At 64.6% G+C, this 19,784-nt stretch carries 20 protein-coding genes and 1 pseudogene; 20 read left to right on the forward strand and 1 reads right to left on the reverse strand.

Annotated features, from left to right (window positions below; translation table 11 throughout):
- Nucleotides 1-388: 388 nt before the first annotated feature.
- The 20 genes and pseudogenes from AB0B50_RS43420 to AB0B50_RS43515 all read left to right on the forward strand — a co-directional run bounded on the left by AB0B50_RS43420 (nucleotide 389) and on the right by AB0B50_RS43515 (nucleotide 19,356).
- Nucleotides 389-2,779 carry a phage tail tape measure protein gene (locus AB0B50_RS43420; protein WP_362343250.1) on the forward strand — a complete coding sequence of 797 codons (2,391 nt, stop codon included), beginning with the start codon at nucleotides 389-391 and terminating at the stop codon, nucleotides 2,777-2,779.
- A gap of 177 nt (nucleotides 2,780-2,956) precedes the next feature.
- Entirely contained in the window at nucleotides 2,957-3,631 is a 675-nt protein-coding gene (locus tag AB0B50_RS43425; protein ID WP_362343253.1) for a hypothetical protein, read from the forward strand.
- Complete coding sequence (locus tag AB0B50_RS43430; protein ID WP_362343256.1) at nucleotides 3,628-5,871, forward strand: hypothetical protein; 2,244 nt, start codon at nucleotides 3,628-3,630, stop codon at nucleotides 5,869-5,871. The genes AB0B50_RS43425 and AB0B50_RS43430 overlap by 4 nt, the downstream gene beginning before the upstream one ends.
- Before the next feature lie 19 nt (nucleotides 5,872-5,890).
- Nucleotides 5,891-6,148 (forward strand): hypothetical protein, encoded by a 258-nt coding sequence (locus AB0B50_RS43435; protein WP_352320259.1) that lies wholly within the window; start codon nucleotides 5,891-5,893, stop codon nucleotides 6,146-6,148.
- A gap of 95 nt (nucleotides 6,149-6,243) precedes the next feature.
- Nucleotides 6,244-6,573, forward strand: a pseudogene (locus AB0B50_RS43440) (CHAP domain-containing protein); the annotation flags it as partial.
- A gap of 84 nt (nucleotides 6,574-6,657) precedes the next feature.
- Entirely contained in the window at nucleotides 6,658-7,227 is a 570-nt protein-coding gene (locus tag AB0B50_RS43445) for a peptidoglycan-binding protein (protein WP_362343317.1), read from the forward strand.
- A 182-nt stretch (nucleotides 7,228-7,409) separates the two neighbouring features.
- Nucleotides 7,410-7,643 carry a hypothetical protein gene (locus tag AB0B50_RS43450; RefSeq protein ID WP_362343259.1) on the forward strand — a complete coding sequence of 78 codons (234 nt, stop codon included), beginning with the start codon at nucleotides 7,410-7,412 and terminating at the stop codon, nucleotides 7,641-7,643.
- 122 nt (nucleotides 7,644-7,765) lie between these two features.
- Complete coding sequence (locus tag AB0B50_RS43455; protein ID WP_362343262.1) at nucleotides 7,766-8,218, forward strand: hypothetical protein; 453 nt, start codon at nucleotides 7,766-7,768, stop codon at nucleotides 8,216-8,218.
- Nucleotides 8,219-8,372: 154 nt separating this feature from the next.
- Nucleotides 8,373-9,209, forward strand: a complete 837-nt coding sequence (locus tag AB0B50_RS43460; RefSeq protein ID WP_362343265.1) for a hypothetical protein — start codon at nucleotides 8,373-8,375, stop codon at nucleotides 9,207-9,209.
- A 90-nt stretch (nucleotides 9,210-9,299) separates the two neighbouring features.
- Nucleotides 9,300-9,995 (forward strand): hypothetical protein, encoded by a 696-nt coding sequence (locus tag AB0B50_RS43465; protein ID WP_362343268.1) that lies wholly within the window; start codon nucleotides 9,300-9,302, stop codon nucleotides 9,993-9,995.
- Between the two features lie 71 nt (nucleotides 9,996-10,066).
- Nucleotides 10,067-10,573, forward strand: coding sequence for a DNA cytosine methyltransferase (locus tag AB0B50_RS43470; protein ID WP_362343271.1), 507 nt, complete (start codon nucleotides 10,067-10,069; stop codon nucleotides 10,571-10,573).
- Nucleotides 10,574-10,634: 61 nt separating this feature from the next.
- Nucleotides 10,635-11,081: a DNA (cytosine-5-)-methyltransferase gene (locus tag AB0B50_RS43475; RefSeq protein ID WP_362343320.1), complete on the forward strand. Its 447-nt coding sequence runs from the start codon at nucleotides 10,635-10,637 to the stop codon at nucleotides 11,079-11,081.
- A complete protein-coding gene (locus AB0B50_RS43480; RefSeq protein ID WP_144004309.1) occupies nucleotides 11,074-11,358 on the forward strand; it encodes a hypothetical protein in 285 nt (94 codons plus the stop codon). Before AB0B50_RS43475 ends, AB0B50_RS43480 begins: the two co-directional genes overlap by 8 nt.
- 245 nt (nucleotides 11,359-11,603) lie before the next feature.
- On the forward strand, nucleotides 11,604-12,137 hold the full coding sequence (locus AB0B50_RS43485; protein WP_362343274.1) for a hypothetical protein: 534 nt from the start codon (nucleotides 11,604-11,606) through the stop codon (nucleotides 12,135-12,137).
- A complete protein-coding gene (locus AB0B50_RS43490; RefSeq protein WP_362343277.1) occupies nucleotides 12,124-14,559 on the forward strand; it encodes a phage/plasmid primase, P4 family in 2,436 nt (811 codons plus the stop codon). The genes AB0B50_RS43485 and AB0B50_RS43490 overlap by 14 nt, the downstream gene beginning before the upstream one ends.
- Nucleotides 14,560-14,633: 74 nt before the next feature.
- A complete protein-coding gene (locus tag AB0B50_RS43495; protein WP_362343280.1) occupies nucleotides 14,634-16,481 on the forward strand; it encodes a DNA polymerase in 1,848 nt (615 codons plus the stop codon).
- Nucleotides 16,482-16,980: 499 nt separating this feature from the next.
- Nucleotides 16,981-17,793 carry a hypothetical protein gene (locus AB0B50_RS43500; protein WP_362343283.1) on the forward strand — a complete coding sequence of 271 codons (813 nt, stop codon included), beginning with the start codon at nucleotides 16,981-16,983 and terminating at the stop codon, nucleotides 17,791-17,793.
- A 257-nt stretch (nucleotides 17,794-18,050) separates the two neighbouring features.
- Nucleotides 18,051-18,302 (forward strand): HNH endonuclease, encoded by a 252-nt coding sequence (locus tag AB0B50_RS43505; protein WP_362343322.1) that lies wholly within the window; start codon nucleotides 18,051-18,053, stop codon nucleotides 18,300-18,302.
- A 644-nt stretch (nucleotides 18,303-18,946) separates the two neighbouring features.
- Nucleotides 18,947-19,123, forward strand: coding sequence for a hypothetical protein (locus AB0B50_RS43510; protein ID WP_362343286.1), 177 nt, complete (start codon nucleotides 18,947-18,949; stop codon nucleotides 19,121-19,123).
- Complete coding sequence (locus AB0B50_RS43515) at nucleotides 19,120-19,356, forward strand: hypothetical protein (RefSeq protein WP_362343289.1); 237 nt, start codon at nucleotides 19,120-19,122, stop codon at nucleotides 19,354-19,356. The genes AB0B50_RS43510 and AB0B50_RS43515 overlap by 4 nt, the downstream gene beginning before the upstream one ends.
- Before the next feature lie 57 nt (nucleotides 19,357-19,413).
- Here the strand turns inward: AB0B50_RS43515 and AB0B50_RS43520 are convergent, their stop codons facing one another.
- Entirely contained in the window at nucleotides 19,414-19,773 is a 360-nt protein-coding gene (locus AB0B50_RS43520; RefSeq protein ID WP_362343292.1) for a hypothetical protein, read from the reverse strand.
- Between the last annotated feature and the right edge of the window lie 11 nt (nucleotides 19,774-19,784).

Consider the following 19,784-nt stretch of genomic DNA (forward strand, 5'->3'; position numbering starts at 1 on the left):
TGAGTACGGCGAGGCCATAGAAGCAGATTTGCAGCGGTATTACGGTACCGATCTGCGCGACCTGTTCCGCCCCGGATCGGGGCTCACATGGCGCCGTTTGCGCGCTCTGATAACAGGTCTTCCCGCCGACTCTGCATTGGCCCGAGCGATATCCGGTCCTGACTCCGTATGGACGCTGGAGACACAGCTACTCGCCGCGGTACATGACCGCTTGAGCGAGGCCAATTGGCAGCGCGGGAACGCGGGCTCGAAAACACCGAGTCGGCGTCCGCAGCCCATTCCCCGCCCTGGTGTCGGCTCCAACCGGATCGGCGGGACGAATCGCGATGTGCGAGAGGTTGCGGCCTATCTCGTGCAGTTCCAGCCGGAAAACGGGGGGTGATCCGGCATGGCTGTTGAAGTGGGAATGGGCTATGTGTCCATCGTCCCCGAAGTGCAAGGCTTTGCCGGGGAACTCCAACGGCAAGTCACTGGACCCGCAGAGAGCGCCGGACAAGAGGGCGGAACGGCAGCCGGCGAGGGCTTCAAAGGTAAGATGGGGGGCATTCTCAAGGGCGGTCTAGCCGCTATTGGTGTCGCTGCTGCGGCGGTACTGACCAAGGGTTTTATGGACGCTCTCGACCAGGGCGCCATTAACGGCAAGATCCAAGCCCAATTGGGCACGACCCCGGATGAGGCTGCTCGGTACGGAAAGGCAGCAGGTCAGCTCTACGCCCACGGAATCACGGACTCTGTGGAAGAGGCCGCGGGGGCGATAACCGGAGTCATGCGCTCGGGCATCCTTCCGCCGGATGCGACTAACGCGCAGATCGAGGAGATTACCGGCGGGGTAACGAACCTCAGCAAGACGTTCGAACTCGACCTAGGCCAGTCCGCTAATGCGGTCGGGCAGATGATGAAGACGGGTCTTGCGAAGAACGGCACGGAAGCGCTCGACCTGCTGACGGTCGGAATGCAAAAGATGGGTCCGCGTGCCGATGACATGGCGGACACCTTCAACGAATACAGCACGAAATTCCGAGACCTCGGGCTTTCTGGTGCTGACGCTATGGGCCTTATGGCTCAGGGCATGGCGGCGGGTGCACGTGATACCGACACTATGGCCGACGCATTGAAGGAATTTCAGATCCGGGCAACCGACGGGTCTAAGTCCAGCACCGAAGCATATGAGGCTATCGGCCTCAATGCCGAGGAGATGACCCGCAAGATTGCCGCGGGCGGTGCGGGTGCTAAAGAGGGATTGCAGCAAGTCCTAGACGGCATCAAGGCCATTAAGGACCCTGCCGAAAAGAACGCCGTAGCAGTCGGCCTCTTTGGAACTAAGGCCGAAGACCTCGGCCAAGCCCTCTTTGCAATGGACCCCAAGACCGCCGTAAAGGCACTCGGGGATACCGGCGGAGCAGCCGAGAAAATGGGCGACGCATTGCACAACAATGCGGGCGCCAGGATCGAGCAGTTCAAGCGCACTCTTGAAGTCGGGCTAACCAACTTCATGGGTGACAACGTCATACCCGCGCTGACCTCTTTCGGTAGTTTTCTGGGGACGACGTTCGGCCCCGCACTGAGTGCCGGTAAAGACCTGGTATCGGGTTTTTTCGGGGTGTTCTCCAGCTCGGCAGGCGGGTCGTCTATCGCGTCTTTCGGGCAGTCGCTCGTGTCCGCGGGGACCGTTCTGCGAGACGCTTTCATCCCCGGATTGCAGGGGCTCGTTTCCCTCGCCCAAACGTCGCTTCTTCCAGCGCTGCAAGGGCTTGGAAACGTCCTCTTCAATCAGCTCGTACCGGCGTTCATGACGCTCTATACGAACGTGGTCGGGGCTGTCGTTCCCATTCTGTCAGCGCTCGGCCGCATTCTGCTGGAAGTCATCTGGCCCGCCGTAATGCGGGTCTACACGTCGATATTCGAGAATCTGCAACCGATCTTTGCGGCCCTGTCGGATTTCATCACGCAGCGCGTAGCGCCCGCTGTTCAGACAATCGGTGCCAGGCTGCGCGAAGTAGTCGAGAAAGCGCGCCCCTTGATTGAGGTCGTCTCGGGCATTGTGTCATGGCTGGCTCGCCTAGCGGCGGACATTCTCGGCGCTGTGATACCGGTGATCATCCGGCTAGCAGGCCCGATTTTCTCGGCCCTGTTCTCAGCGCTCGGAACCGTGATCGGCTGGATAGGTGACGTGATCGGGTGGCTGTCGTCCATGGCGACCGGAGTACGCGACGCAGGGCGCTTTGTAGCCGATTTCTCAAAGAACGCGGTAAAGAAATTTGGCGAATTTGTCGATTGGATGCGCGGGCTTCCGAAGCGGATCAAGGATTCGCTAGGTGATTTCGGCCGCTTGCTTGTCAGTAAGGGCGCCGATCTGGCCCGGGGAATCTGGGAGGGCATCAAGGGTATGGGCGGGTGGCTCAAGGACAAGTTGCTTGGTTGGGCCAAGAGCGTCATTCCCGGACCGATTGCCGATGCCCTTGGAATCAACAGCCCCTCGCGCCTTATGCGTGACGAGATCGGCCGTTGGATTCCGCCGGGAATCGTGGACGGTATCGACGCTGAAAAGTCCACGTTGGATGCGCGCCTTCAGTCCCTGGTGACCGTGCCGCGTATCGACCCCGTACGCCTTTCCGGACCCGTGCGGGCCCCTTTGGTCAGTGCGGCCCGGGACAAGGCTCTAGCGGCTGTTCTGCGGGCGCTGGACGACGAGCGGGCCCGGGAAATCGTGGTCCGCATCGGAGAGACGGAAATAGCCCGCGCGGTGGCCTACGGGCAACGTCAACTCGCAAGGAGGTAAAAGCAATTGGGTATGTGGATCGGGCGCCCCGGAGCGCTCCGCGACATCACAGACGGAGCAGCATCGTTCGACCGCTCGCCCGATCTCGGGGTTGTCGAGTTCCGCTCTCTGGCGGGGGGTGTCACCACATGGGCGCCCCCCGTCCGCCCTCGCCGGCTCAAGTTGTCGTGGGACGCGATGCAGCGGGACGACGTGGACCACTTGGACCGCCTCGCCCGACGCGTGGACGGTACGGGGCTGGTGGCGGTGCTGGACCCGCTTACGCGGAATCTGCTCGCGGCCGACCAGGGCGCGGGGCTCGGTGATCCGGGCAAGTGGCAGACGACCGGTTCCGAGATCATTTTGTACGGCGGGGCTTTCGGCGAGTGGATCATGAACACGGTGTCCGTCGAGACCATTCCCACAGCGGGGCACACGGACCTGTATTGGCGTCACCCGTACTGGCTTGCCGGGTTTCCTGCGGCACCAGGACAGAAGTACACGTGGTGGCCACGGGGGCTGGTCGAGGCGGGGGCCGCCATGCAACCGGCCCGCATGGAATGGCTCGACAAGACCGGCACGCGCATCACGACGAGCGTTGCGGACGTGGCAGGCGCCCCGCTGGTGGCCACGGCCCCCGCTAACGCTGTCTGGGCTCGCCCGCACGTCGCGTTCACCGCAAAGGGCATGTGGGAGCTGGGTACGTCCGTGCTCGCCCTCGGCGATATCTCGGCGTCCCTGACAGCCGGCGAGCGCCCCACGGGCGAGGGCACCCCCGCGTACAGCGTCACGAAGTACACCCATGCGGCGAGCGACGGGGACGGAGCGTATCGGGATATCGGTCTTGAGCTGGTGGAGGTGACCGCCCCGTGAAGACCGGCAACGCGCTACTAAACGAAGCTCTGACGCTCGGCGAGCGGTCCGAGTCCCACACCACCCGACTCGGCGGGGTGGACATGCGCCGACAGGTCGAGTCCTGGTCTCTTGACCAGTCGTACGCAACCGATCTACCGGAAGCAATGCGCGCGTTTTCTGGGGTGTCGAGTGCACAGCTCGACCTGTCCCTGACCGGCACGGGCGGTTCGTCGGCCCCCGCGCTGTACGGGCCGTGGGCGCCTCGCTCGACCGGTGACGCGGTACGCCCCGGGCAGTCGGTCACGCACGGATGGGGAATCAACGGGTACCGCGAGGACGCGTTCCGCGGGGCCGTACGCTCCCGCTCGGCCGAGTCGGCAACGGACCTGGTGCGCGTAAGCGCGCTCGATGGTGCCGAGCGGCTGCGGCAGCCCGCCCAACTGCCGCGCCCGGACGGGGCGTTCAATACCAACCCCGGGGCCACGTGGTCCAACTGGGCAGCGTCGCCCGTGTGGGTCGTGGACCACCTGCTACGCAAGGCAGGTATCCACACCGCCCCGCCCCCGAGACCGACGAGCATTTTGCACGTGCCCTTTCACGGGGGCGCCGCGGCAAGTCTCGGCTATATGGAATCCATGGGCGCGGGTTGGGACTTCTGGCAGAAAGAGAGCGTGCCCTTTGAATCCGCCGTTGAAGGGGGGTTCGACTCCCTGACCACGGCCACGTACATTCCCGCGCTGCTGCCTGTTACCCGACGCAGTGACGGACTGTGGTTCGAGGTGTGGACGGACAACACGGGCAACCTTGCCTTCAATGACTCGATCGTTCAGTTTCAGTCGAGTTGGGAAGCGTCCGCGGGCGGGACGACCTACTACACCGCGCTCCGCGTGAACTTCACTCAGGGCACTATTACCGCGTACAACGGCACGAACGCGGACCCGACCAAGAATCAGTCCGTGGGCTGGGTTTGGGAGCCGTTGAAGACGTGGGGGACGTTCCATATCGGTCTATGGCTCACGTTCTCCACTAGCGGTGTCCCCACATTCGTTCCCGTGGTCACACCGAAAGACCAGACCCCGGCGGTACTCAATGTGGGCACCCTCGCGAATACCCCCATACCGGCGGGTGCCATGGTGACCACCAGTTTCGGCGTACAGAACATGCGCGCCGAATGCTTTCAGGTCTCGCAGCACACCGCGCGGCCGAGCACCGTTGCGCAGATCACGCAAGCGGGCACATGGAAGCGCACAGCGTCACTCGACAAGCCCGTATTTCCGCTGCGCGCCATACCCAATGTGAACGGGTCCGCATGGGACGTGATCACCGAGATAGCCCGTGCCACTTTGGCAACGGCCGAGTTCGACAGTGACGGGTATTTCAAGTGGCGTAACCACACGCGGTGGGCCACCGCACCGACAACGGCGGACCTGACCGTCACGTCCAAACGCGAGTTGGGCAAGCTTACCGTTACCGAGGAAATCGACGCGTGCCGGAATCACTGCACGGTCAAATGGGAGAACTGGGCACGCGTCAAGGCAGGGTATATCGACACCGTGCGGGACAGCCCCGCACCGATTGCCATTGCGGCAGGGGCAACGATCACCCGCACTATCGGCGTGGATGACGACATGTTGGACCCGCGAGCGCCGAGGACCCCGGACACTGCGGGCGCGGGCTCGCCCAACCGCATCATCATTCGCGCCACGTCCGCCGCTACTTCCGCGGTAGTGGCCGGGGCCGTTGAAGTGCGGGTTACCCGAGCCGGCGGGCTGGTCACGCTGACCGCACGCAACCGCTCGGCGAGCACGGTCTACTACCACGGTGCGGCGCTGCTCTCGCTGCTCGTCTCCGACAGTAAGCCCGTGCCCTCGCTGTGGTCGGCGTGGAACACCATTAGCCAGGGCTATTACGGAGTGCAGACGTACGAGCACGACGTAAGAGGCTGGATTCAGGATGTGGGCTCGGGAATCGCACTTGCCGAAGCACTGCGCGAGGCAGGCGTTTACCCGCCCCCGCTGCTGCAATCGGTCGAGATCCTGGCCGACCCCCGAATTGAACTCGGGGACGTTGTACGGGTCGTGGACAGAACGGGGGCCCAACTGGACACGCTCGCATGGGTCATTGGGATAAAGACCACGGGAAGCGGGGGGCGCGTGACACAGACGCTTACGCTCCGCGGGACCACACCCAACGGGGTGCCCAAAGATGAGGGGTTGACCCCGGACCCGCCTACCGCGAACACGTCCCCGCCACCGTAAGGAAAGCCAGGGGGAATATGTGAGCGACGACAGACGAGAGCCCGAACCGCTCGGCGTGGTCAGCATCGGCGCGCGGGAGATCTACGACGAAGTTGTTGGACTCCGCGAGGACATGCGCTCGGTCGCCGAAAAGGGCGAGGAGCTACGCGAGGACGTGGCCGACCACGAAACCCGCATCCGTGATTTGGAGCGCTGGAAGTATGCCCTTCCCGTCGCTGCGGTCTCGGGTGTGGTGGCTGCGGGGGTGACCGTCGCAAAGGTGACCGGCAAGGGATAGCCGGCGAGGACAGATCAGACGACCCGTTCCGGGGATACCGGGGCGGGTTCTTTCATGCCCAAAACCAGGGGGAAACGTTGGGAACGGTTGACGCCATGCTGTCCGCTGCTGCTGCGGACGTTGGCTATAAGGAAGGACGTAACAACGATACGAAGCACGGCCGTTGGTACGGGCTGAACTTCAATCCGTGGTGCGATATGGCGGTGTCCTACTGGGCACAGCAGAGCGGCAACGCGGGGGCAGTCGGGCACTTTGCCTACTGCCCGAGCCACGTGAATTGGTTCCGCTCGCGGGGGCAGTGGCTCGGCCGGAATGCCGCGGTGAAGCGCGGGGACATTGTGTTCTATAGCTGGGATGGTGGTCCGCTCGCTGATCACGTCGGCATCGTCACCGCGGACTCTGGCCCGGGGCAGAACATCGCGACCATTGAGGGCAACACGTCCTCGGGGAACAGCGGCTCTCAGGGCAACGGCGACGGGTGTTACCGCCGTGTTCGCTCCCGCGGCTCGGTGCTCGGGTTCGGGCGCCCCGCCTACTCGGGCAGCTCGACCGGCGGGGGCTCGACTCCCTCGCGGGCCCGGGTGACCATCGGCGGTCTGTCCTACGGCTACGGCGCCAAGGGTGACCATGTGACCCGCGTCGGTCGCGCCCTGGTCGCCAAGGGGTTCGGCAAGCACTACAGCGAGGGTCCGGGGCCGAACTGGACCGACGCGGACACGCTCAACTACGCAGCCTTTCAGCGCTCGTTGGGCTACAGCGGCAGCGACGCGGACGGGGTTCCCGGACCGGCGAGCCTCGCGCGGCTGCTCGGGGCGACCCCGGGCAAGCCCGCTCTTGCCCCGTTCCCGGGTGCCGCATGGTTCCGCGACGAGCCGCGTAGCCCGCTGATCACTGCCATGGGCCGCCGACTGGTCGCCGAGGGCTGCGGCCGGTACGCGGACGGTCCGGGCCCGCAGTGGACCGACGCGGACAAGCGCTCGTATGCCGCGTGGCAGCGAAAGCGCGGGTTCGGCGGGGCCGACGCGGACGGGTGGCCCGGCAAGGCGACGTGGGACGCGCTCAAGGTCCCCGCGGTCTGACCGTCCGTGACTGCTGCCCGTTTTGCCGGGACCAGCTCGGGGCCGACGAGCCCCGCACTCATCACACAGCGTGCCGAGCGCCGGTCCGTGCCGCCCCGGTTCCGACCGGCTGTCAGCTGACCCGCTCGGCCACGCTCCGCATACCTGACGACTCGTCAGAAAAACTCGAGGATGGAAAACCTTTGATTGCCTTCATTCGCTCGCACCCTGCCCGCATCTACGCCGTACTGGTGGCTGCGCTCGCCCTGGTCGTGCACTACGTGCCCGATCTCCCGTCCGCTCTGATTCTCGGCCTCGCTGCGGCGGTGCTCGGTACCGGTGAGGCTGTCCAGCGCGCCGAGGACCGCAAGACCGCCACAGCCGGCGAGGGCGACCAGGGCGACGACCAGGCCGACGCCGACGAGCTGTCCGCGTGACCTTTCGGCATGTGGCGCTCATGGGCCGAGCGGGCTCCGGGAAGGACACGGCAGCCGCTCGGCTCATCAGCCGGTACCAGTTCGTTCGGGTGGCGTTCGCTGACCCGCTCAAAGAATCCGCGATGCGGCTAGACCCCATCATCGGGGCCGAGGGCACGTCCTACGGCGCGCTTCCGATCCGTCTGTCTGACGTGGTGAAGCGGTACGGGTGGGACCGCGCGAAGAACTCGTATCCGGAAGTACGCCGCACCCTGCAAAGGCTCGGCGAGGCGGTCCGCGGGGACGACCCGGATTTCTGGCTTCGCATGGCGCTGGACAAGATCTCGACTGCTGACCGGTGGTCCCTGCCCGTGGTCGTCTCCGATGTTCGCTACGCCAACGAAGCGGACGCACTGCGCGCGGCGGGGGCGCTCATGGTCCGTATCGAGCGGCCCGGAGCGACCGCCGGGGGCGAGGCTGCCCGGCACGTCTCCGAACTCGACCTAGACGCGTACCCGGCGGACGTGACGGTCACCAACGCGGGCTCGCTCGATGAGCTGTACGCGATAACGGACCGCCTCGCGGTGCCTCGCTGACGACCAGCGAGTGACGGGGGTGGCGAGAGTGACCCCAACTTCCCTTCTTTCTTGGTTTTTCTTGTCCTACCAAAAAAGTAAGGAAAGTCGTCACTCTCAACACCCCCTCGCCCCGCTGGGACCTACCCATTCCACTACCCCCGAGGGGACACCCATGCCCGGAACCATCCGGACTATCAAGCGCGGTGGCAGCCGCTTCTACGTTGACCCTGAAAGCGCCGAAAAGGTCCCGGGCGTAACGTCCGTGGTCGGCATGTTGCCGAAACCTTTCCTCACCTTCTGGGCCGCTCGCATGACCGCCGAAACAGCGGTTGAGAACCTGGACGCTGTGCGGGCTATCGCCGAGCGCGACCCCGCGGGCGCAATTGACTTCCTGCGCAACTCCCATACCCGGTACACCAGTCTGCGCGCCAAGGTGGGATCGGACGCGCACGACTTGTTTGAACGCATGATCAGGCTAGAGGAACTGGACAGGGTCCACCCTGACTTGGAGCCGTACCGGCGCGGATTCGCGGAATTCCTGCTCGCTGTGCGCCCGCAGCTCATCCGGGCCGAGGACGTGTGTTGGTCGGACGAGCACGGTTACGCGGGGTCGTTTGACGCCCTGGTGCGCGTGCGGCTCGGCGAGGACGGAACGCCCGACCACGAAAACGGCGAGTGGCACACGCTGTTGGTGGACTGGAAGACGAGCAAGTCCGCGTATCCGGACGTGGCTCTACAGCTCTCGGCCTACGCGCACGCGGACCGGATTGTCTCTGCCGATGGCACGTCCGAGCCCATGCCCAAGGTGGACGGTGCGGCCGTTCTCCACATCACTCCGGAAGGCTGGGTTTTCAAGCCCGTTCGGATTGATGAAGAGATCTTCAATGTGTTTCTGACGCTCCGCCACGTCTTCCAGTGGGACCGCGAGATCTCTAAGACCGTGTTCGGCAGCCCGATTGCGCAGAGCGTCCGCCGGCTCATCACGGGAACGCAGCGCCGAGCCGCATAAACCATCCTGCAGCCCGCTAAACGATCTTGAGGCGAACCGTAATCCGCGGCTCGTCTTTTTTCATGCCCAAAACCAGAGGAGACAGGCCGTATGGCTATTCGCATCTTCGAGACCGACCCCGACGCGCGCCCGAAGCAGACGTTTTCGGATGACACCGTTGGGCGTTTCCACGGCGGTAAGCAGGTGGACAACCTTCCCGTTGCTCTTTCCGAGTGGCGCGTGACGACGGGCGACCCGGAGGTTGCCGCCGCTATCGCTCAGCTCATGGGCGGAACTGCGGTCGAGACCGATTCCACGTCGGAAAACTTCATTGAGATTCTGACCACTCAGGACAAGGTCAAGGCTGTTCTTTCGGGGGCCGACGCGATTTCCTCGGATCTCAAGCTGTGGAACGGGAACGTTCTTATCCATCACTGTGACGGAGTCGAGTTCCTTTCTCCGGACCAGGACCGGGGCAAGCCGTGTGGCTGCCCGTCGCTCATGGAGGACCGTAAGGCCGCTGCAAAGGCCAAGCGGGGTCCGAAGCCTTCCATTTCCGTGACATTCCGGCTCGCCGAGGATTACGACCTTGGCATTTTCCGGATGCAGACAAGTGCATGGACGCTGGCCGAGGTCCTGCACGACGTAGAAAACGCTCTCGACAAGGTGGGCGGCGAGGCTCTTTGCTCGCTTGAACTTGAGCTGGTCGAGTACACCACTAAGAAGGGGCGCGACGTGTCTTTCCGCAAGCCGGTAATCCGCGTGCTCAAGTCCTGGAATGACGCTGTAGCCGAGCCGACGTTCTAGCCGGTCGGGGGGCCCGGGGGTGCCCTCGGGCCCCCCTCTTTCACGGGGGAAAGCGCATCCCAATTCTTGAGTTGTGCGCCGGATACGGCGGGATCGGACGGGCTGTCGAGGCTCTGACCGGGGAGAACATCAAGATCGTTGCGGAGATTGATCCGTACGCATCGCTGATCCTGGCCACCCGATATCCGGACGCACGCAACATCGGAGACATTACCCAATTCGATTGGGCCACCATCGCGGGAGAGGTGGACATTATTACGGCGGGGTTCCCCTGCCAGGACATTTCCAACGCGGGGAAGAGGGCGGGCATTCATGGCGAGAGGTCGGGCATTTGGGAAAGCGTCCTCGGGGCCATTCACGTTCTTCGACCACGGGTCGTTTTCCTGGAGAACGTGGCCGCCATCAGAAACCGCGGCATGGCGCACGTACTCGCGGGACTGGCCTCGGCACGGTATGACACGCGGTGGTGTTGCTTCCGCGCGTCCGCAGTTGGAGCCCCCCACCATAGAGATAGATGGTTCCTCGTCGCGTTCCCTGCTGCCGACTCCACTGGTATCCAACGCGAATCGGGGACCTGACCTAGCGTGGGACGAGCGGCAGGGAAGCGGCGGGCAGGATCTCATTACCGCCGTGGCCCGGATGTTCAAGACCCCGACTGCCAATTTGGGCAGCAACGGGGCGCCGCAGCACCCGGAAAAGAGGAAAGCGGGCGGGCACGGGCCGACGCTCGATGATGAAGTCTCGTACCTGCTGCCCGTAGACCCGGGCGTTGCCGAGAGAGACGCAGACGAGTTCCACAGCCCCCACGAATGGTGGGGCGAGTTCGCCCCCGCCGTGCGCCGTTGGGAAATCCTGACCGGCTCGCCGGCTCCGGTACCCGTGGAAGTCGGACCACGTGGGGGCCGACGACTGACCGCCGTTTTCGGCGAGTGGCTTATGGGGCTGCCGCGAGGCTGGATCACTCACATTCCGGGGCTCAACCGCTCGCGTCAGCTCAAAGCGACGGGAAACGGTGTCGTCAGCCAACAGGCTTTCACGGCATATCTGCACCTGATGAACGACAAGGAAGGTTCCGAGAATGGCTAAACGGGGGGTCGTCACCGACTACGGGGGCGAGGAGCTTTACCGGGGTGATCTGGTCAACTACGGCTCGCGGCAGGGGAATCGCGTGCGGGTTGCCGACGGAATCATTGACCGAGTGACCACGCGACTGGTGGACGGTCGGCTACGCCCCATGCTGCGCGTGCAGCCGACCGGAACGGAATCCGGATTCGCTAAGCGCCGCTCACTCCGTAAGGAGTGGATCACTACGGAACATGTCCGTCTGCTGATTCCGAACGTGACGGGCGAGCGCGACAAGTAGGACGCAACAAGGAAGGACCGGAGGAACCCCACGGGGCAACTCCGGTCCTTTCGTATTTGGGGGAACAGTGATCTACGAAATTAGCGCCGACTACGCGCCACCCCTCGGGGACGTACGGGAGTTGAGCGCCGGGGACGAGCTGCATTTGATGCAGGGGTGGAAGCAGCGCGAGGACTGGATTAGGTACCTCGCCGCAGCAGCACACGCCATGGCGCGGGGCTGCATCATCCGTCAGGGGGCCGACCTTGGCTAACCCCAACAAGCAAAAGGGCACCGCGTGGGAGTCGAGCATTCGCGACTACCTGAACAGCTTCCTTGGCCTGGTGGACGAACACGGGGCGTTTCTCGACCCGTTCAACTCGGGCAACGTCCGCCGTGCCGCACAAGAGGGCGCTAAGGACGTGGGCGATATCCACGCGGTCCCGTTCGTGCTGGAAGCGAAGAACACGGCAACTACGGCCGTACCGACGTGGATTCGACAGGCCGAGATTGAAGCGGTGCACGCGGGCTTTCCGTTCGGCGTGGTCGTGCGGAAGGTACGCGGGTCCTCGGTCGCCATGGGGCGCGTGCATGTGTCGGTCCGGACGTGGACCCGAATACGGCTCGCCCACCACATGCCCACGGACGAGTTCGCGGCGCTCTACGGCTGGTCGGTCTCACTGCGCGGGCTCGACACATCCCGCTGGTACCTGACTACGACGCTCCGGGACTTCGCCCACCTGGTGGACGACTACCGGCGCAACGCGACAGTCGCGGGGGTGTCCCGTGCTGTTCGCTGATCTGCTCGGCCGCTTCGACCAGGTGACCGGCGAGGGCGACGGGGGCTATGCGGCGCTCTGCCCCGGACACCAGGACTCGCGCCCGTCACTGCGTATATGGAGGGGCGAGGACAACAAGGTCCGCTTGACCTGTCGGGCGGGCTGCGACACCGCCGACGTGATCGCAGCGGTACGGCTCGGGTGGGGAGACCTGTTCGACGCGACCGGCCCGGGTGCGACCGTTCCGGCCGAGCGCCCGCAGCTCGTCCCCGTGGCGCTGACAGCGGGGCTCGCCGCGTACGTGGACCGTGCCTCGCTCGCCCTCGGCGACTACGCGGCCGAGTGGCCCGAGCGGGCCCGGGACTATCTCGCTGACCGCTTCGGGCTCGACATGGACACCGCCGCGGAACTCGGGCTCGGCGTGGACGACGGGCACCAGGGCGAGGGGTTCGCCTACCTCTCCCGTGCCTACCGCTCGTTTGCCCGTCTGACCGTGCCCCTGGTCGGGTTCGACGGAGTAACGCGCGGGCTACAGGGGCGGGACCTGACCGGCAAGTGTCCGGGGCGGTGGCTGTCCCTGATCAATCCGCGCGGTCACCGTTGGGCCCCGTACGGCGTGATGCGGGGCACGGGCGGTTGGGGCACGGTCCTGATCACCGAGGGCCCCGGGGACGGTCTTACAGCCGTGGCGTGCGGCTATGACGCGGTGGCCGTGCGCGGCGCCTCGCTCGCCGGCTCGCCCGAGCTGGTGCAGGAACTCGCCGAGGGGCTGCGCGGACAGCTCGTCATCATCTGCGGAGACAACGACCGCGCGGGCTCCGGGTTCTCGGCACGGCTCGCCGAGGGGCTGTCCGCCCACGGGGTCACCGCGTACGTGCTCGACATCCCGCACCAGGGCGACGACCTGACCGACTGGCGGACCCGCGACCCGAGCGGGTTCCCCGATGCGCTGCACCGAGCAGTCAAGGCAGCTCGACCCGCGAGGGACACCGCAGAGGTTCAAGAGGCCGAGCGCTCCGCGGAGTTGGCGCACCGCACCGGAGCCGACTCGGTGTCCCGCGACCAGGGCAGCGAGGCCGCGCGCATTCTCGCGGACCTGGTGGGCCAGTACGGCGAGTCAGACGCGATGAACGCTCACGCGCTGGTCGCGTTCAACAACGGCACCATCCGGTACGCGGCGGGGCTTGGGTTCTACACATGGAACGGCTCGGTTTGGGTCCGCAGTGACATGCGGGTGCGGCAGGAAATCCACCGCATGGGGGCCGCTCTCGTCCTCGCCGGACAGAACCAGTTGGCGCGCGGGTTCACCATGACCAGCCGCATTGACGCGCTGCTGACCGAGCTGTGTTCCGTGCCCAACGTCAGCATCGGAGCCACCGACTTTGACGACCGGCCCGATCTGCTGAATTTCAAGAACGGCACGGTAGATCTCCGCACGGGACTGATGCGGGCACACGACCAGGCCGACCTACTGACGTACGCGCTCGATATCAACTACAACCCGAACGCGACGTGTCCACGGTGGGAATCCTTCCTCGCCGAGATCTTCCCGGGAATGCCTGACATGCCCGCCTACATTCAACGGCTGGTCGGGTACGGCATTACCGGACACACCACGGAACAGGGATTCGGCGTGCTGTGGGGAAAGGGCGCCAACGGCAAGAGCGTGCTTGTTGACACCCTCACTTCGGTGTTCCGTGCCATTGCCCGCACGACCCCGTTTAGCACGTTCGAGGAACGTAAGAGCGGCGGTATCCCAAATGATATTGCAGCGCTCCGCGGGGCGCGTCTCGTCATGGCGTCCGAGGGCGAGTCAGGCAAGCCCATGTCGGAATCCATCCTTAAGCGCGTCACGGGTAAGGACATGATCTCGGCGCGGTTCTTGCGCCAAGAGTTCTTCGAGTTCCGGCCGTCGTTCCTGCTGCTGTTGGCGACCAACCATAAGCCCAAGTTCAAGTCGCAGGATGAGGGGCTTTGGCGACGGGTCAAATTGATTCCTTTCACGCGGTGGTTCGCCCCCGAGGAGCGGGACCCCGCGCTAGATAGGAAGCTGCTCGCCGAGGCCGAGGGAATCGCCGCATGGGCGGTGCGCGGGGCGGTGTCCTGGTACCGGGACGGTCTGCGAGACCCGCAGGTCATCACGGGTGCAAGCCAGGAGTACCGCGAGACTTCGGACCCGCTCGCGGGCTTCCTTCCGGGCGTTCTCGAATGGGCCGACGACTCCGTGACCATGAGCGGAAACGACGCTTTCAACACCTATTTGGAATGGTGCGAGGCCGAGAACCTTCCCGGTAGGGAGCGGTGGACCCGGCAGGCGTTCTATTCCGCCATGGAGGAACGGGGCGCCGTGAAGCGCCGCACCAACAAGGGCATTTCTCTGGGCGGTCTCCGCCTCGCTGACGAAAGCCCCGATGCGATCGGCCCGGGAATCTTCGGCCAGTAGACACAGCACACAAAGGGGGCTGCTCGCCTTAACCGGCGGGTGGCCCCCCTTTTTTTTGTTTCCGGGGGGAAGCTATGAAGACATTCCGGCACGAGATAGCCGGCGAGCCTGTCACGGTCCATGTGCCCGAGGAAACCGCGGACCTAAACGAGTTCTGGAAGTGGCTTTACGAAGCGCGGGAACGCGGGCCCATCGCGATTGATACCGAGACCACGGGTTTGGATATTTTCAGCCCCACGTTCCGGCTCCGCACGGTGCAATTCGGGGACGCGCACGACGCATGGGTGATCGCCTATGAGCGGGGCGGGTACTTCGCCTCTTACGCCCGTGACGCGCTGCTGCGGACCCGGGAAATCCTGATCCATAACGCGCCCTATGACTGGCTCGTTCTGGACAGGCACGCGGGCATTCCGCTGGAAGACCTCGCAACGTGGACCACGGACACCCGCGTACTTGCGGCGCTTATCGACCCGCGGCAGCCCCAAGAGGGCGGCATAGGAACGGGGTTGAAGCCCCTTTCTGCGCATTGGGTGGACCCTGCCTCGCCCGACACGCAAGCGGGGCTCACAGCGGTATTCAGGTCCCTCGGGCTCACCAAAGAGACCGGATGGGCAGGCATTCCGCTGGCAGACCCAACTTTCTTGCTCTACGCGGGACTTGACGTTCTGCTGACTGCTCGGCTCGAACCGAAGCTACGGCGCGAACTCGCGCGGCTCGGCGTGCGCCCCGAGCTGGTCACCTACGAACACGAGATCTCGCGGTTGTGCGCCACGATGCAGCGCACGGGCCTGGTGCTCGATCTCGACTACACGCACCAGCTCGACCGCCGGCTAGGCGAGGACGCGCAGCACTACGCGGCCCAAGCGGTGCGGTACGGGGTCGGGAACGTCAACAGCACCGCGCAGCTTGCCGAAGCGTTCGCGGGCATGGGCGAGGACCTGACCGAGCGCACCGACTCGGGGGCCGTCAAGGTAGACAAGGCGATCTTGTCCCGCCTCGCGGACCTGTCACTACAGGGCGAACCGCTCGGGCTCCGCACCCCAAATCCCTTGGCCACCGCGGTACTTCGGAGCAAGCGCGCGGGCAAGTGGCGCAAGGCGTACGCGAGCACGTTCCTAGAGACCGTGGACGCTGCGGGACGCGTGCACCCGTTTATATCCCCGTTGGCCGCGCGGACGGGTCGGATGTCCATCACGCGCCCCGCACTCCAGACCCTTCCGTCCTCGGACGCCATGATCCGGCGGTGTCTGCTCGCCGATGACGGACACGTGATCATCAGCACGGACTTTAGCGCCGTGGAAATGCGCGTCCTCGCCGCTCTCGCGGACGTTCGCCGGATGAAAGAGGCCATATCCGCGAGCGAGGATCTGCACGACTTCACCGCGCGAATCGTGTTCGGCGCGAACTTCACAAAAGGCCATCGCAAGCTCGCTAAGGCGATTGGCTTCGGGAAGGTTTACGGCGGTGGCGCACAGACAATCTCGCGGCAGTCTGGGGCGCCTATTGAGGACGTACAGCGGGCCCTAAAGGCGTACGACAGGCTTTACCCGGAGATCCGCCGAGCCGCTTCCCGGTGGCAGCGCGAGGCATTCCAAACCGGCATGGTCTCAATCTCCGCCACGGGGCGACGGTTGCCATTGGATCGAGACCGCACATACGCCGTAACGAATTACATGTGCCAGAGTGCGGCGCGCGATGTGCTCGGACAGTCCATGTTGAATGCCGAGTCCGCTGGTCTGCTCGAATTCTGCCGCTTGCCTATTCATGACGAGCTGTTGGCGTCAGCGCCCAAGAAGGAGGCCGCGGAGATAGCCCGCGAGTTCGAGCGGTGCATGACGTGGCCGCTCTACGGGGTGCCCATCGAGGCAGGCGCGGAGATCGGTGGTCGGTCCTGGGGCAGCCTTTACGGCGCGGATTACTAGTCACGGTCTGTTCGCGTTACCGCCGGATATCTGCCACCGACAGTCACCGAAAAGCGAACAAGTAAGACCACTGAACGGCCCTCGCGGTTGCCCCTTCCAAGATCACGGATGGGTCACCGCGGGGGCCTTTCGTCGTCCCTGGGGCCCAGGGTTCACGGCGCAAGCTCATACCTAGGGAGGATGCGCACACATATTCTTCACTCGGCGTAGTCGAAAGATCTCGACTTGGGTCACGAGTTGGAAGCTCTGTCCGCATATACGCCAATAAGTCCGTAGTAACACCTTTGCCGCTGTGTTGGTTCGTACCTAAACCTTGAATTCAAGCAGCGATAAGGCAATGCGCAAGCCCCGTCCTGCACCACCCGGGACGGGGTTTTTCTTGCCCTTTTCCATGCGCATTGGTTGAGCGTGACAAGTGCCCCCATGGGCCTTTCCGCGCCGTTCCGGGAATCCCTCGGTCCCTATAGGGCCCAACAACTCCCACCCGGAACGGTGCCCCTTGATACAGCTCACGCACGCCCAAATTGCCGACGCCAAGAATAATGATCTGGACGCGGTGTCGTCGGTAATCAGGGAAACAGAAGAACTCGTAACGAGCCGAGCCCACAGGTTCGCCACGGCCAACGGCCACACAGACAGGGACCTGATGGACGACCTTGCACAGGTCGGGCGAATAGCAGTATGGGAATCGCTCGGTGCGTTCGCTGGTGACGACCCCGCACAGTTCATGGCCCATATTGACCGCAGCGTTACCCGGGCAATGGCCGACGCTCGCCGCGAGGCAACCCGCCCCGGGGTAAGCGTCTACACCGCGAAGCGCTTTGAACAAGCCCTCGCCCTCGCATCCGGCGACCCGTACGACGCCGAACGCATCGCGGCATCCGAAGAAATGGGCGGCGAAAAGCTGACCCCGGACCTTGCCCGTGCCGCTCGCCTTTCCTGGCTCGGCCTTGACTCGCTGGACCGCCCATTCAACCGTGGTGACTTCGGCTCCGACTACACGTTGGGGGACGCCATCGCGCTTGAAATGGGCATCCCCTCGGACCTGGTGGACCCTGCCGACATTGCGAGCCACCGCCGACGCGTCATCCGGGACCAAGTCCACCGCGCGCTAGGGCTGTTGAGCGAACGGCAGCGCCACGTACTCAAGGCCGCGCACGGCATAGCCCCCGTCGCGCACTACGTAGCCGGCGAGGACGACGCCGACTTGGCCGACGATCTGAACGTGACCCCGTACCAGGTCCAGCAGGCTCGGACCAAGGGGCAGAAACGATTCGCCGAGCTGTACCGGGCGGGTGCGCAGACGTGGTGAAGACGTGCACGAAATGCGGCGAGGCCAAGCCAGACAGCGAGTTCTACGCGGACCCTGCCAAGCGGGACGGGCTGAAAAGCGCGTGCAAGTCGTGCACCCGAGCCAAGCGACGGGAGTACGGGGCCAGTACCCGCGGACGCCAGAAGGCTCGGGCGCACAGAGAACAGAATCGGAGCAAGTACCGCGAGTGGGACCGGAGTTGGAAGGCTGCCAACAAGGAGAAGAAGGAGGAGTGGCGGCAGCGCAACCCTGACGCCATGGCGCGGTACCGGTCCAAAGATCGCGCCCGCCGCTACGGGGCCGAACACGAGCCGTACAGCCGAGCGGCGGTGTTCGCTCGGTGGGGTTCGCGCTGCTGCTACTGCGACGCGGAAGCGACCGCGATTGATCACGTGGCACCCCTCGGGTTCGGGGGGCACGACGTTGAGCGCAACGTGGTTCCCGCGTGTCAGCCGTGCAACTCCAGCAAGGGGCGGAAAACTCTCGCGGATTGGGCGCTGACGTGGTGACCCTGCCGACCCGCGAGGGCGGGACAGTCGAGATCACGCGGTGTGGCGCCCTGGTGGACATCCACGTCCGGGACACCGAGGGGCGCACAGTTGCGACCGTGACCCGCCGAAGCGGCGAGGCTGCGCTACTGCTCTCGGCTCCACACTCGGTGACGACGCGCCGGATTCAGTCACCCCCGGACACCCCCGTCACGCAGAGGAAGGGCGCCCTAAGTTAAGTCACTGTAAGTAATGGCCCTCCGCTTCGGCGGGGGGCCTTTTTGGTGTACTTGCCAACTTGTTCAGGTCCTACAAAGTTAAATGATCTTGCCCGACTTGTGCAACTAAATCGCTGGTCGTGGAGTCTCACTGGGTGCAAGATCACGGTTGGGTGCGCTCGACGTGTGAGGCGCACCACAGGCGAATATGTCCTTCCAGATACCGAACGCATGTACTAACGTCGCTCTATGGTTACGCATAGCGAGGAGTTCGGCGTAAGGACAACCGTGATCGTGCCCATGACGCACGGGGGAGCAACGGGGGGAACGTGGATGGAATGTCCGGAACTGCCGGACGTGCTCGGGGAGGCTCGAATCAGGTCATGCCGAGACCTGACGATCACCCTGGAGGCGCAAGGGGGTGTCGTTGCGCGTTTGCTGCGCGCAATGGCCAAGTACACCGGTTTCCGCGTTCTGGCACGGGACCAAGAAACGGAAGGGCTCGCCGGCTCGGTCGAGTGGGTCCGCAGCGAAACGGGGTTGTGGGTGCAGTGGGACGAGCCATGGACCGGATGCGCGTACGGACAGCACATGCCCGCCCATACGCTGCTGCTCGCGGCATGAGCGTCCGCACGTTCGTCCTCAGCCGCGAGGACAGAGACGACGCGTTCGCCGAAGTGCAGCGGCTCGCCGCGGTGCTTGTCCGAGCCCGGATTACGGACCGGTACGGAGTCAGCGCGCACCAGGTCCCCGGACGCCGTGCGTGGGGGGTCTACCTGACCGACCGCACGCCCGAGCTGGGTCCGCCCTCACTGGTCGCCCTCGCCGCGTTCCGTAGCTTCGGACTCGCTGCCTGATAACAGAACGCCCCGCCGCTCCATAGGGGTTGGAGTGGCGGGGCGCCTGATGGAGCGCTATACGGCTTGCTCGATGGCGTCAAAGATGTCTGCGTCCGTCTGCTGCTGCCATTCCGGGAGTTCTGGCCAGTCGGCGACGTAACTCGGCTTAGGGTCTTCAAAGTGCTTGTAGATTTGAGCGATCCAGCAGAGCGCGACGAACTGCCCCCGCTGCTCGCGGGACAGCTTGGATGTGTTTCCGTTGCTCACTCGGATAAAGTCCGCGACTTGAGTGAACACCGCGGCTGCTGCTTCCCGTTCCCATTCGGGGGTGTCTTCCCACGGGGTGATGTATCCGGGCTTGGGTTCTCCGGGATAGTGCTGCTGTACCCCAGAAATCCACGCCTCGCGGAAGATTCGTCCGTTCTCGTCCTGCAAGACAACTCCCA

Origin of the sequence: Streptomyces sp. NPDC041068 (assembly GCF_040647455.1) — a bacterium.
In the GTDB taxonomy this organism is placed as follows: domain Bacteria; phylum Actinomycetota; class Actinomycetes; order Streptomycetales; family Streptomycetaceae; genus Streptomyces.

Coding starts and splice junctions, on each gene's coding strand:
- AB0B50_RS43420 (WP_362343250.1), top strand. CDS start 389: ATGGCTGTTGAAGTGGGAATGGGCTATGTGTCCATCGTCCCCGAAGTG.
- AB0B50_RS43425 (WP_362343253.1), top strand. CDS start 2,957: ATGCAGCGGGACGACGTGGACCACTTGGACCGCCTCGCCCGACGCGTG.
- AB0B50_RS43455 (WP_362343262.1), top strand. CDS start 7,766: ATGCGGCTAGACCCCATCATCGGGGCCGAGGGCACGTCCTACGGCGCG.
- AB0B50_RS43460 (WP_362343265.1), top strand. CDS start 8,373: ATGCCCGGAACCATCCGGACTATCAAGCGCGGTGGCAGCCGCTTCTAC.
- AB0B50_RS43465 (WP_362343268.1), top strand. CDS start 9,300: ATGGCTATTCGCATCTTCGAGACCGACCCCGACGCGCGCCCGAAGCAG.
- AB0B50_RS43475 (WP_362343320.1), top strand. CDS start 10,635: ATGTTCAAGACCCCGACTGCCAATTTGGGCAGCAACGGGGCGCCGCAG.
- AB0B50_RS43480 (WP_144004309.1), top strand. CDS start 11,074: ATGGCTAAACGGGGGGTCGTCACCGACTACGGGGGCGAGGAGCTTTAC.
- AB0B50_RS43495 (WP_362343280.1), top strand. CDS start 14,634: ATGAAGACATTCCGGCACGAGATAGCCGGCGAGCCTGTCACGGTCCAT.
- AB0B50_RS43505 (WP_362343322.1), top strand. CDS start 18,051: ATGGCGCGGTACCGGTCCAAAGATCGCGCCCGCCGCTACGGGGCCGAA.
- AB0B50_RS43510 (WP_362343286.1), top strand. CDS start 18,947: ATGGCCAAGTACACCGGTTTCCGCGTTCTGGCACGGGACCAAGAAACG.
- AB0B50_RS43515 (WP_362343289.1), top strand. CDS start 19,120: ATGAGCGTCCGCACGTTCGTCCTCAGCCGCGAGGACAGAGACGACGCG.